12 protein-coding genes, 1 pseudogene and 1 other annotated feature (1 of these 14 running past the window's edge) are annotated in these 13,699 nt (G+C 29.8%); of the genes and pseudogenes, 5 read left to right on the top strand and 8 right to left on the bottom strand.

From position 1 onward, the window contains the following. Positions 1–2: a binding site (T-box leader), on the bottom strand; it reaches 240 nt to the left of the window's first position. Positions 3–104: 102 nt separating this feature from the next. The 4 genes and pseudogenes from EK368_RS02765 to EK368_RS02745 all read right to left on the bottom strand — a co-directional run. Further along, a pseudogene (locus EK368_RS02765) lies at positions 105–803 on the bottom strand (MBL fold metallo-hydrolase); the annotation flags it as partial. A gap of 177 nt (positions 804–980) precedes the next feature. Beyond that, positions 981–2,156: an RNA-guided endonuclease InsQ/TnpB family protein gene (locus EK368_RS02760; protein ID WP_129596233.1), complete on the bottom strand. Its 1,176-nt coding sequence runs from the start codon at positions 2,154–2,156 to the stop codon at positions 981–983. Beyond that, complete coding sequence (locus EK368_RS02755) at positions 2,149–2,757, bottom strand: IS607 family transposase (protein WP_129596204.1); 609 nt, start codon at positions 2,755–2,757, stop codon at positions 2,149–2,151. Before EK368_RS02755 ends, EK368_RS02760 begins: the two co-directional genes overlap by 8 nt. Positions 2,758–3,254: 497 nt before the next feature. Further along, entirely contained in the window at positions 3,255–3,449 is a 195-nt protein-coding gene (locus EK368_RS02745; protein ID WP_243109343.1) for an MBL fold metallo-hydrolase, read from the bottom strand. 240 nt (positions 3,450–3,689) lie between these two features. Between EK368_RS02745 and EK368_RS02740 the strand changes: the two genes are divergently transcribed. From EK368_RS02740 to EK368_RS02720, 5 genes are all read left to right on the top strand, one after another. Beyond that, positions 3,690–4,100: an MGR2/ROMO1 family protein gene (locus EK368_RS02740; RefSeq protein ID WP_129596203.1), complete on the top strand. Its 411-nt coding sequence runs from the start codon at positions 3,690–3,692 to the stop codon at positions 4,098–4,100. 282 nt (positions 4,101–4,382) lie between these two features. Beyond that, a complete protein-coding gene (locus EK368_RS02735) occupies positions 4,383–5,537 on the top strand; it encodes an ABC transporter substrate-binding protein (RefSeq protein WP_202976410.1) in 1,155 nt (384 codons plus the stop codon). A 40-nt stretch (positions 5,538–5,577) separates the two neighbouring features. After that, positions 5,578–6,639 carry a FecCD family ABC transporter permease gene (locus EK368_RS02730; RefSeq protein WP_129596202.1) on the top strand — a complete coding sequence of 354 codons (1,062 nt, stop codon included), beginning with the start codon at positions 5,578–5,580 and terminating at the stop codon, positions 6,637–6,639. Continuing rightward, complete coding sequence (locus tag EK368_RS02725) at positions 6,639–7,409, top strand: ABC transporter ATP-binding protein (protein WP_129596201.1); 771 nt, start codon at positions 6,639–6,641, stop codon at positions 7,407–7,409. The genes EK368_RS02730 and EK368_RS02725 overlap by 1 nt, the downstream gene beginning before the upstream one ends. A 6-nt stretch (positions 7,410–7,415) precedes the next feature. Next, complete coding sequence (locus EK368_RS02720) at positions 7,416–8,273, top strand: DMT family transporter (RefSeq protein ID WP_341472766.1); 858 nt, start codon at positions 7,416–7,418, stop codon at positions 8,271–8,273. 28 nt (positions 8,274–8,301) lie between these two features. On the opposite strand, the gene EK368_RS02715 is transcribed toward EK368_RS02720, so the two are convergent. From EK368_RS02715 to EK368_RS02700, 4 genes are all read right to left on the bottom strand, one after another. Further along, on the bottom strand, positions 8,302–9,603 hold the full coding sequence (locus tag EK368_RS02715; RefSeq protein WP_129596199.1) for a HAMP domain-containing sensor histidine kinase: 1,302 nt from the start codon (positions 9,601–9,603) through the stop codon (positions 8,302–8,304). Next, a complete protein-coding gene (locus tag EK368_RS02710; RefSeq protein ID WP_129596198.1) occupies positions 9,596–10,294 on the bottom strand; it encodes a response regulator transcription factor in 699 nt (232 codons plus the stop codon). Before EK368_RS02710 ends, EK368_RS02715 begins: the two co-directional genes overlap by 8 nt. 334 nt (positions 10,295–10,628) lie before the next feature. Next, a complete protein-coding gene (locus tag EK368_RS02705; protein ID WP_129596197.1) occupies positions 10,629–13,028 on the bottom strand; it encodes a homocysteine S-methyltransferase family protein in 2,400 nt (799 codons plus the stop codon). Beyond that, positions 13,018–13,686, bottom strand: a complete 669-nt coding sequence (locus EK368_RS02700) for a vitamin B12 dependent-methionine synthase activation domain-containing protein (protein WP_243109341.1) — start codon at positions 13,684–13,686, stop codon at positions 13,018–13,020. The genes EK368_RS02705 and EK368_RS02700 overlap by 11 nt, the downstream gene beginning before the upstream one ends. Positions 13,687–13,699: the final 13 nt, after the last annotated feature.

The raw sequence follows: 13,699 nt of genomic DNA, 5'->3' as shown, positions 1-13,699 counted from the left end.
AGTTTATGATGTTGAAAATAATTATATGATTATTTTGTTATTTTGTCAATAAAATTTGTAAAATTATTTTTATTAGATTATAAATATATAAGCAACCTTAGATCTTATTTTGTATATTTAAGAAATCCATTTTCCATAATTAACTTAAGCTTTTTAATTTCATATAAATATTCCACATAAGATTTTAGCTTTCTTTCTATAGAATAATATCTATATATATTATTTACATGAATATTAAACCTTTTAATGACACTTTTCAAAATGTCATCCATCTTCATAGATCCGTCTATTGCTTCATATATTCTCATTGCTCTACTTTCATAACAATTTATGTTATCATCTATTAATTTTGTAATATTGTTATATATTCCTTTATGGGCAACTATATATTTGCTACAATTTAGGTTATAAAGTTTTCTCTTACTCTTTATGTCCTCACTTAATATATATGCATATGGCATTTTTGCCCTCTCCATTACTTCATAGCTTATAAGAGCATCTCCTATATAAGCAACATCATCAGGGGTTATAATACATATATGAGCAGGACTATGCCCTGGTGTATGCATAATTTTAAAATGAACACCACATAATAATATTTCATCTTGACTATCCTCTATTGTAATGTCTGTTTTACAAACCATATGCCCATAATATCTCTTTATAGATTCTAGGGTATAATTTCCATAAAAAAGCTTAAGATTAACCTCTGAACTACAAATAAGAGCTTCATAAACAGACATAGCAACGATAGAATTATATTTATTTTTAAAATATGCATTATTCCCAATATGATCTATATGAGCATGACTGACGTATAAACTCTATAATTTTTTTATAAATACTTTATAATTTTTATAGATTTATTTCCTTCTTCATCGTGTCCCATTTTGCATTAGCTACTTTGGTTTGATGTAACACTCGAAAGGCTTAAATTCGACCTCGTCAATGTCTACATATTAGTAGTATCTTTTTAGTGATTAAACTACTAATTTATAATTTGCTAAATTAATACTTGCATTTTTGTCCCTATCAAGCACAAGATTGCATTTTTCATTAGGACACTTATAAGTCCTATCTTTAAGTTTTAAATCTTTCTTGATAGTTCCACAACAAGAACACATTTTACTACTTGGAAAGAATTTATCTGCTTTTATAAATTCTATATCTCTCCACTCACACTTGTATTTAAGAATAGTTAGGAATTTATTAAAACCTTGTTCCCCAATTGCCTTAGATAGATGTTTGTTCTTCATCATTCCTTTTACATTTAAATCCTCAACTACTATTCTTGACGGTTTGGTTTTCACTATCGCATTAGTAGTTTGATGTATATGATTTAAGCGTATATCTGCAATTCTTTTATGAACAAGTTTTATCTCTTTTTCAAGTTTTATGATATTTTGGGTTTTAGTAAGTCTTTCACCTTTTTGGAAGGCTTTTTCAGATTTCAACTTATCATATTTTCTTGAAACTTTTCTTTGTAGTCTTTTAAGTTTCTTATTTAATCTTTTAACTTCTTTAGATTTATTAATGTTTTTAAAAGGTTTATTTATGTTGCTAACTATTGCTAAATCCTTGATTCCTAAATCCACTCCAATACTTTCATTAGTAAGTTTTTGTTTCTCCATATCATCAAATTCTAATCCTAATGATAGATACCAAAACTTTCCGTTATGCTTTATTCTCGGATTTAAGACTTTAATTTTATCTTTTTTATAGTTACCAACAGGAAGTCTGTCTTCATCTTTCATTTTTACATAGCCTATTTTTTCAAGGCTGATATGTTTATTTTCAACTTTGAATTTGTTATTTAAATGAAAGAATGAAACTTCACATTTTCCCTTTTTCTTAAACTTAGGATAATCAGCTTCTTTGTTGAAGAATTTACTAAAAGCTTCTCCTAAATCTTTAAGTGCTTGTTGTGGTATTTCTGCTGATACTTCTTTTAGCCAAGGAAATTCATTACTATTTCTTAATTTAGTGAAAACTTTTCTTAATTCACCTATTGATAAAGATTTTTTATTATCTTTATAACAGTTATTAAGATAATAAAGTCCCCAATTATAAGAAAATCTAGCCACACCTGCACTTTTAAACATCAATTCTTCTTGTTTTTTAGTAGGATATAGTCTAACTTTAATAGCTTTAATCATCATTCGCCAACTCCTTAATCATATCTTTAGTTTTCTTTGCTCTTTTACCTTGAAGTCTGCAACTAAAAACTGTGATTATTTGTATCAAATCTTCTACAACTTCTTGTTCTTCTGATTTTTCTGTGCTATCTATAACTTCTATATCTATTGATTTAAATTCACATATATTTTCTATAAGTTCAAATCCAAATCTAACAAGTCTATCTTTATATAGCACAACAACCTTAGAAACTTCATCTTGTAGAATCATTTGAATTAGTTGGTTTAAGCCTTTTTTGTCATAATTTATCCCACTTCCAATATCGGATATTATTTTAAACTGATATCCTTTTGAGATTAAATAAGTTTTTACATTTTCTATTTGTCTTTCAAGTGCTTCTTTTTGTTTAGCACTAAAAACTCTACAATATCCTATAACTATTCTTTCTTTGTTGCTCACTTCTCCATAAAATTCTTTAAGTTGTTTTTCAGTATAGTATCTATATCCTGTATTTTCATCAACTATTTGAGGTTTAAGTTTTCCACTTTTATCCCAATTTCGGAGAGTTTGTTGTGTCTTATTTATTTTTTTAGCAAATTGACCAATCGAATATTTTCTCACAAGACCACCTCCTACAATTATATTAATATAACTACAGAAAGAAGTCTATAAAAATTATAAAGTATTTATATTTTTTATAAAGTTTATACTCTTTTATCTATGAACGCTACCTCATAGATGCCATTTCGCTCACGCTAATGACCACTTCCTTTCAGAACGTGCAAAGACTATTTCTTCATCTTCGGCATTACCCGTTAAGAGCCACCCATTTCCTCCCTCAATCGCTTAGGGCTTTACTTCCTCTCGGAATAGTCGTTTGACCTTCCTATTTCTAGGCTTGGCGACCAAATTTCCATTGTATCAGCACTTAGGATTTAACCATATGCTATCCTTACACTTGTTATGTTTTCACACCTTCATAAGAGTTTCTGATTCTATCTCTTATTGTGGTAGTAAGGCTTTAGGATTTACTGGTTTTAAAGTGGTGTCCTATGCAGATTTCTCTACATACGCAGTATAGTTTATATTTTTATAATCTTTTTATAAGATTTTATAAACTATTGTTTACTGTTTAAAATAGCTGTAACCTTAAAATTGTTTTTTTCCAAAACTTCTTCTATACCCTGACGGTCTTCTTTTTCCAACCCTGTATCTAACATAATAATTTCTTGATCATTCATTTTATAAAATGGTATATAAATCATTCCAGTATCAATGCAGTAAGTATTTCCCTTAACTTTTAGTATATCCAATTCAATTTCTCCTTCCTTGCAAGTACAATTATAAGTACAATTTTTATCTATGATATTTTTAATTCTATCACAATAAAAATAGAACTCCCTTGTTTTTTAAATATATTTTTTCTAAGGTTTATCTATTTATCTAATACTTATAAAACTAGCATGATAAATTATTATATCATTTATAGATGATGTATTTACAAATGATTTATGATAAAATGATAAAGTATATTTTATAAAGGAGTGATATTAATGGACATTACGCATTTATTTGCTGTTGGAGCAATTGTCGGTTTAGCAATTGGAGGAGGTTTTACATTTTTTCGTTACAAAAAGCGAAATTTAGAAAAGTTATTCACTCAAACATATGAAATGACAAAGCAAATCCCAAAACAAAAGAAAAATAGTTTTGTACTACTGATGTTTAAAGAATCTCTTTTGTCATCAAAAAACAAAAAAGATAAAAATTCTATTTCCAATAAACTTAACAATCCTAAATATGTAAACATTCAATTAATGCAAATGTCAAATATTCTTAAAAACCGATCCAAAGTACATGATAAAACAATTCAAAGAGCATTAAATCTACTTAACACTTATCAGGCATGGGAAACAGATAAATTGACTAAAGATAAACAAGTGATTCAAGATAAAGCATCATAATGGAGTATAAAGATAATGAACAACAAATATTACTAGACAAACACTGCCAAAATCCATGTTTGCAGTTCACTAAATCATTTGAAAAACATCTCATAAAAATTTTTTATGAGATGTTTTTCATGTAACTTTTACAAACTTCACCAATATAAAGTATACTTTGCTAATTATGAAGAAATCTGAAGAATAAGCAAATAATATTGCTAAGTTTATATAATTTTAGTAAAGTTAGATAGCACTAACAATGTTATTGTAAAATAATTTATTTTTAGGAGGTATTAATTAATGTTTAAATCAAAAAAATCAATCTGGATTTCTATTTTGTCATTGATAATGATAATTAGTATCGCAGGTTGCAGTCCAGCAAGTAAATCTAATTCTAGTACTGCTACAACTTCAGAAAAAAGCAAAATAAGCTTCACTGATCTTTCAGGAAGAAAGGTAGAGCTGGATGGACCTGCTAAAAGAATTTTTTTAGGCTTTTATGCAGAAAGTTTCATAGCTATAAATGGTGGAGTTGATAATGTAGTATGTATTTCTAAAGCAGAGTGGTCAGAGTTTTTTAATGCACAGTATAAAGCTTATGAAGCAAGTGTTCCTGAGTTAAAAAATATAATCGATACAGGTTCTATATATAAAGGTTCCTTCAGTATGGAAACAACAATAAGCCTAGCTCCAGATGTTGCAATCTTAGCTCCTTTTCAGTTTGAAACCCTTGGAGAAAATGTGAAGAAGCTAGAGGAAGCAGGAACAAAGATTGTTGTAGTAGATTATAATGCTCAAAAAGTTGATAGACATGTATTAAGTACTGAAATAATCGGTATGATTACTGGTAAAACTGAGCGTGCAAAAGAGCTTTCTGATGAATATGTAGCTGCTGTAGAAGATGTAAAAAATCGTGTAGCACATCTTAATGATAATGAAAAAAGAAGAGTATACATAGAACTTGGAAATCTAGGAGCGCAAGAATATGGTAACAGCTATGGAGATTATATGTGGGGTGGTCTTGCAATAACTGCAGGTGGAAACAATATTGCTTTTGGAAAAATAGAAAGTTATGGTCCTCTAAGCCCTGAATATATTTTATCCTCTGACCCAGAATATATATTCCTAGCAGGATCGATATGGTCAAATGATACTGGAAATAGAGTTAAAATAGGTTATGGTGTTGATTCAAAAGAAACAAATAATCGTATTGAACCCTATACAAAAAGACCAGGGTGGAATAAAATATCCGCTATTAAAAATGATAATATCTATGCTGTAGACCACGCAGGACTTAGAAGTATTTATGACTATGTTTACTTGCAATTTATTGCAAAATCTATGTACCCTGATTTATTTAAGGATGTAAATCCAGAAGAAAACATTCTTAAATTCTATGAAAATTATCTTCCAATTAAAGCAACTGGGTGCTTCATGACAAAATACGAAAAATAATAATTGGGCTTTTTTGAAAAAGTCTTAGAAAGGAGCCATTATGCAACATATATCTAACTCTAGCCCTAATATAAAAAATGGGCTAGATATTTATAAAAAAATAAATCAAAAGAGAAATACTATAGTTATAATAACCATAATATCTATTTTACTTGCTTTATTTATAGATCTTGCAGTAGGTTCTTCTGGTTTTACCATATCAGATGTTTTCACATCCCTATTTAATGGTCCTAATGGTGATACTATTAAATCTACTATAATATGGAAGGTTAGACTACCTATGACACTTATTTGCTTATGTGTAGGAGCCTCCTTAGGTTTATCAGGAACACAAATGCAAACCATACTTTCAAATCCGCTAGCAAGTCCATATACTCTTGGTGTTTCCTCTGCTGCTGGATTTGGAGCTGCAATTGCCTTTATAACTGGTTTCCCTTTTGGAGGAAATTATTCTTGGATTAATGCACCTTTTCTTGCTTTCTTCATGACAGTACTATCAAGCCTTGCTATCTATTTTTTAGGAAAGGTAAAGGGAATGCAAGCACAGTCTATGGTTTTATTTGGTATAGTAATTCACTTCTTGTTTCAAGCACTTTTATCACTGGTACAGTTTCGCTCAACTCCTGAAGTTGCAGCCCAAATCGTATATTGGATGTTCGGAAGTCTATTGAAGGCTACTTGGACTGGAGTATATGTAAGTGGTGCTATTTTTATATTATGTTCTTTGTTGCTTACAAGATATGCTTGGAAGCTTACTACCTTATCCGCTGGAGAAGAGAGAGCTAAAAGCTTAGGAGTAGATACAAATAAATTAAGACTTCATGTTTTTATTATAAGTGCTTTAATGACAGCCGGTGCTGTCGCTTTTGTTGGAACTATTGGATTTATAGGTCTTGTAGCTCCTCACTTTGCTAGAATGATGATTGGTGAGGATCAACGTTATTTATCTCCAATGTCTGCTTTGCTTGGTATATTACTTATGACTTGTGCCTCAATCATATCAAAGCTTGTAATACCTGGTATTATTGTTCCTATCGGTATTGTAACCTCTCTAATTGGAGTACCATTTTTGATTTATATGATTTTAAGGAGGGCAAAATAATGATTTCAATGGAATTATCTGATATCTCTGTAAGTTATCAAAGCAAATCTGTTTTAAAGAGTGTTTCCTCTCTCTTATATGGTGGTCAGCTTGTTTCGATAATTGGTCCTAATGGTACTGGTAAAACCACTCTCATTAAAGCTATTGCTAAGCTAATTAAATTTAAAGGTACTATTCATGCAAAAAACACAGATGGAACAAATATCTTAACACATGAGATTGCATATGTTCCACAAATGACTGTAACCACAACAGATTTGTCAGTTTTTGAAATGGTTCTTCTTGGTAGAGTTAAGGATTTATCGTGGAAGGTTGAAGAGATACATCTTCATGCTGTAACAAAAATATTAGAGGAGCTTGAACTTATACATCTGTGTTACACTCCATTTTCAAGTCTAAGCGGTGGTCAAAAACAATTAGTAATAATGGCTCAAGCACTAGTTTCATCTCCCAAAATTCTTCTTTTAGACGAACCTACAAGTGCTCTAGACCTTCGCCACCAACTTCAAGTTCTTGATATTGCAAAAAAATATACTAAAGACACTGGTGCTATTACTATTGTGGTTATTCACGATTTAGGTCTTGCTGCTAGATATAGTGACTATATGATTCTTTTAAATGAAGGATATTCGTCAAAGCAAGGAGACCCTATAAATGTATTAGATGCACATTTATTAGAAAAAGCTTATAAAGTAGAGGTTGACGTAACCACAAGTAAAAAAGGGTACACAACCATTACCCCAATAAAACCTAGTACTTTAATAAGCTAGGAGGGGATTATCATAGTTCAAAATATTAAAAATAACGGCATTATATATGCTTTGTTATCTTCATTAACTTTTAGTATTATGAATGCACTTGTAAAAGCAACTGCTTCATCCATATCCTCCAATGAAATTGTTTTCTTTAGAAGCATAATAGGAACAATACTTATATTGATTCTTATGAAAAAAGATAGTGTATCTTTCTCCAAAGCTGGCATACCTATTCTTATGCTTAGAGGTTGCTGCGGTGCCTTTTACATGATAGCTTACTTTTATACTATTTCAAATATGCCTTTACTTGATGCCATACTGCTAGTTAATATGTCTCCTATATTTGTTTTACTTTTTTCTAGTATATTCTTAAAAGAAAAACTGCCTCCTAAAATGTATGGTGCTTTGCCCATAGTATTTATAGGTGCAATATTAACTATAAAGCCCTTTAGTTATTCTACATTTTCTATTGTTGCCATATTTGGTATCTTGTCAGCAGTATTTTCAGGTGCTGCAGGTGTGTGTATTCGTTTTTTGAGTGAAAAACATCACACCTACGAGATAATTTTTTACTTTATGTTAACAGCAACTTTAACCTCTATTCCTCTTATGTCGAATAGCTTTGTAGTACCAAACTCACTAGAATTATTCTACCTTATATGTATAGGTGTTGTTTCTTTATTAGCACAAGTATTCTTAACTAAAGCCTTTACTCATGAAAACCCTGTAGTAGTAGAAATCATAAGATATATCGGCATTGTTTATAATGCCTTTTGGGGATTTGCCTTTTTTAATGAAACCCCTGATTTATATGCTATTCTAGGTGGAATACTTATTGTTGTAGGTTGCATTTTAATAAACAAATTAAAACAAAAATGAATAAAGAAACCACAATACTGTGGTTTCTTTATATTATAGGAAAAATCAACCTTGATATGTATTTATCATTTCTCTCCTCGTAGTAAAACGTCCCTTTGTGAGATTTCATTATTTCCTCGCAGGTTTTTATGCCAAGTCCTGTACTTTCACACATGCTTGTTTTTTGTGCAATTTTATTTCTAAACTCAAATATCATTTGGTGGTTCTCAATATAGTTTATTATTTCAATAGGCTCATTGACATCAGCATATTTCAAAAAATTAGATAGTAGATTATCAAAAATTCGTCTAATAAGATCCAAATTCATCTGTATATAATAATTATCATTAGTAGTTTTATTATATACACTAAAGCCTGCATCCTTTAAAACTGATATACTCTCTTCAATCATTGGATATAGCTCAGTTGTACCAAAATATGTTATTAGCTGTATTTGTGACTCTGTTTTAATAGATGCAAAGAAATACTTAAATAGATTATCTATTAATTTCTTTAACTGATAGGCTCTATCTTTAGATTTTTCTATATACTTCTCTGCATCTGTATTCTTAATATTATCCTCTTCTATTAAAATTTCTAAATATCCTATCATTGTAGTAAGAGGAGTTCTTAAATCATGTGAAATATATGCCATAAGCTCATTTGTAGATTCCTTTAACTTTTTTGAATAATCCTCTCTTATTATAAAGGCTTTTCGCATCTCATTAATACTATTGGCTAAAGCTGATAATTCATCATTGCCTTTAATACTAATTTCATACTCTAAAGCTCCGGTTTCAAGGACTTTTATATCTTTTTCTAATTCATTTATATAATTGACTTTTGTCTTTATCAAAAAAAACATTATAGCTGTAAACAATAAGAAAAATATCAAAAGACCAAAATACATTACATAATCTCTATAGTGATGTTCAAATAAATACAATATCAATACATCAACCTTTTCATCTTTAAAATATAGCTTATAAGAGTTTTTTAATGGCACAACGTTTTTAATAGATTTGTCATCATTGTTATTAAAATAAGAACTATATATAAGTGTATCATTATTATATATCGATACCATTATTAACTCTCTTTGCTGTATCCATCTATCAATATGTTGGACATCTTCTATCCCCAATTTATGATCAAATATGTATCTTTGCATATCACTTATTGCTTTTTGCTCATTGTCTAAAATAACCTCAGTTCTTTTACAATAGTTATGAAGTATCATATTTCCCATGAATCTAAAGAGCATAAACAAAAAAGAAGATATAAAAAAGGCTATTATCACTCCTATTATCAGTTTATGTGCTAATTTCATAGAGTCCTTATATTTAATCAATTCTATAGCCCTTTCCCCATACTGTTGTAATATATTTTAAATTTTCACAGTCATTTTCTATCTTTTTTCTAAGATTTTTTATATGTACCATAACTGTATTGTTGGATATTGGTAAATATTTTTCATTCCATATTTGCTCATATATATATTTTGCAGATAGAACCCTTTGTCTATTTTTCATAAAAAGTTCAAATATCCTATACTCAATGTCTGTAAGTTTGATATCCTTCCCCTTCTTTGTTAGTTGTTTCTTTGAAGCATCAAACCACAACTCCCCTATTTCGACTCCATTCTCTCTATGTTTTTGGTTATTTCCTTGATATATTAAATACCTTCTTAACAATGCTTTAACACGAGCTATAAGCTCTTTTGAAGAAAATGGTTTTATTATATAATCATCCCCACCACAAGAAAGTCCATAGGTTTTATCCTCATCCTGAAACCTAGCAGATAAAAACATAATTGGTGCCATTGTTATTGCACGAATTTCCTTACATAGTTCAAATCCTGACTTATCTGGCATCATAATATCTAAAATTATAAGGTCTATTGATTTATCTACCAATGACATAGCCATGGTGCTATTATTAACCGTATAAACACAAAAACCTTCCTTGGTTAAAAGTATATTTATAATTTCGCATATTTCCTCATTATCATCTATTACAAGAATATTTAAATTTTTGCTCATGATTATTTATACCACCATCTAAATAGTTTTATCTTTCATAGACTCCTGCATATCACAATAGGATAACAATACGTTCTATTTTCAAAACCTATCACAACATCTTTCTATTCTCTATTTTTTTCTTTATTATATTATACAATAAATAAAAGCTTTTATAGTACCAATTTTTTTATATTCCATAGTGAATCGTGTACTGATTTTCATTCATTGCTTGAGCTATCCTATTTGCTAGTTCTATTGATTCTTTTGATTTTTTAAAATCTTTTATAATTCAATCCACCTTCTGATCTCTTTATTGTATGAAAATATGTTTTCAAATTTTTTATTTTTCAAACTATATATCTATTGATGAACTTCCTAATACAGTTTTAGCAATTTCAACAGCTACTTGTGCATCCTTTGCATAATAATCTGCTTGAATCATATCTGCATATTCTTGGTTAAGAACAGCTCCTCCTACAAATATCTTACACTCTATCCCACTTTCTTTTAATGCTGTAATTGTCTCCTCCATACTTTTTACTGTTGTGGTCATAAGGGCACTTAATCCTACAAGCCTTACCCCTTGTTCTTTTGTCGTATTTACAATAGTTTCAATCGGAACGTCTTTTCCTAAATCTACCACCTCAAATCCATAATTTTCAAGAATTGTTTTTACAATATTTTTCCCTATATCATGGATATCTCCTTTTACTGTAGCCAATATAATTTTTCCTTTTGAAATTTTACAATCTCCATCTTGGAGCATCTTGTCTTTAATCACCCCAAAAGCATTTTTGACCGTTTCTGCCGATTGAATGAGTTGTGGTAAAAATATATCTCCCTTTTCAAATTTAATTCCTACCATATCTAATGCAGGAATTAAATACTCATCTACAATTTTTAAAGGCTCTATCGTTTCTAAAAGTTTTGTAACTTCTTTTGTTGCCTCATCTTTTAATCCTTGAATAATAATAGCTTTTAAATCTTTTTCATGAACATGAACTTTTTCTATTATTCTTTTTTCACCTTTTCTATTTTCGTATTCTTGCAAATATTTTTTTGCCTCCTTATCTTGGTTAGAAAGTACTTTAAATGCATGGATGGTATTGATCATTCCTTGGTCCAAAGGATTTAGAATAGGTGCATCTAGCCCCTGTGTCAGTCCCATAGCTAAAAAGGTTTGATTGAGTAACTGTCTATCTGGTAATCCAAAAGATACATTACTTACCCCTAAAGAAGTCTTTACATTGTATTTTTCTTTGACCATCCCTACAGCTTTAATGGTTTCCATAACTTCAGATTGTTGTGCACTAGCTGTTAACACCAAACAATCAATCATAATATTTTCTTTAGGTATTCCATAATCTTGAGCGGTACGAATAATTTTTTGTGCAATTTTTACTCTTTCTTCTGCCTTTTTAGGAATTCCTTCTTCGTCTAGTGTTAGACCAATGACACAAGCTCCATATTTTTTGACAATAGGAAATATTTCCTTCATGACCTGCTCTTTTCCATTCACTGAATTGATAATGGGTTTTCCATTATAGATTCTAGCAGCAGCTTCTATGACTTCCTTATTTGTACTATCTATTTGAAGAGGAATATGAATGATAGATTGTATCTCTTTAATTAAATGAATCATTGTTTTTTGTTCATCAATTTCAGGAAGCCCCACATTTACATCTAATACATCTGCACCTGCTTCCATTTGAAGAATAGCTTCATTTAATATATAATCCATATGATAATTTCTTAATGCTTCTTTTAACTTTTTATTTCCTGTAGGATTTATTCTCTCCCCTATAATCTTCACTTCATTTCCTAGTACAACTGTCTGATTGGCAGAACAAGCTGCTGTTATATGCTTTTTATTTGGTATGACAAAAGGAACAGGCTTTACTACTTCTATCATAGCTTTGATAAAAAGTTCATCCGTACCACAACATCCGCCTATAATATTTACTCCGTTTTCTGCAATTTTTTTTGCATAAAAAGCAAATTCACAAGGATCAATATCATATACAGTTTTACCCCTATCTACTTTTGGAAGACCTGCATTAGGCTGTACCATAATTGGAATAGATGCATATTTTATAATTTCTTCAACAATAGGCAGTATTTCTTTTGGTCCAAAAGAGCAGTTTACTCCTAAAGCATCTACCCCTAATCCTTCAAGGACCATAACCATTGTGAGAGGATCTGTTCCAGTAAATGTTCTTCCTGTATCATCATAAGTCATAGTACAAAATATAGGTAAATCACTATTTTCCTTTGCAGCAAGAACAGCAGCCTTTGCTTCATAAATATCAGATAGGGTTTCAATCAAAATTAAGTCACATCCTGCTTTAGCCCCTGCCTTTACTTGTCTTTTAAAAATCTCATATGCTCTATCAAAGCTTAGTGTTCCAATGGGTTCCAGTAATTGACCAATAGGACCTATATCTAATGCAATATACTTATCTTTCATATCTTTTATAGAATCCTTTGCTACATTTACTGCTTTTGTGATCACATTCTCTACTGTATATGTGGTTTTTTCAAGCTTTAGTTCATTAGCTCCAAAGGTATTGGTTGTTATAATATCTGCACCTGCTTGAATATAGTTTTGGTGAATTTCTGTAATGATCTCTGGATGAGTAAAATTATAAATTTCAGGTATATCTCCTGCACATAATCCTCTTTTTTGCAATTGTGTACCCATAGCACCGTCAAAAAATAATCTTTTTGTTTTTAATATATCTTTAATTCCCACAAAAATTCTCCTCTCTTTTAAATGTACAATCTCTATATTTACTACATTCCTTACAACTTGAGTACTTTGTGGTAATATTATTGTCTTTAAAGCCAATAATAGCTGTTACAGATTTTCTAGGAATTAAAATCTTTTCTTTCGTACAAGTAAGTCCAATTTTTTTATATGCTTCTAAAGTATCTAAAATCATAGGCTGTATATCTATAGAAAAGTCTCCATACCCTGGACTATATCTATGGGTAATTCCTAAATTTCTGCTATTTGCTTGCTTTTCTATTTCCTTTTGCACCTCATCGCAAAGACTCTCTACAGCTGTAGTAGCACAAGCATCTAAAATAACAGCTTTTGTTAAATTTGTTTTTTCATATAATTTGATTTTATTTTCTATATGATTTCCAAGAGTTACAACCATAATGGCACAAGTATTTGAATCCTGTAGATGATTTATAATATCTTTTCCTCTAAAGATAAGTCTACTCCCTAATAGTTCAATATGTTTATCATCTTTTTCTATATCAAAAACTTTTATTACATATTTACATTGTACACATTGTTTTGTTTCCTCTATACATGTATCCATCAACCTATCTAAATTTTCATCTATATTTTGATGTCTATATCCTAAATACCGTAGTACTTCATCTTTATGAATATGCAATTTCGTTCATCTC

This window comes from Anaerophilus nitritigenes, assembly GCF_004138215.1.
GTDB classification, from domain to species: Bacteria; Bacillota; Clostridia; order Peptostreptococcales; family Thermotaleaceae; genus Anaerophilus; species Anaerophilus nitritogenes.
This window is presented reverse-complemented; position numbering and strand designations above follow the sequence as displayed.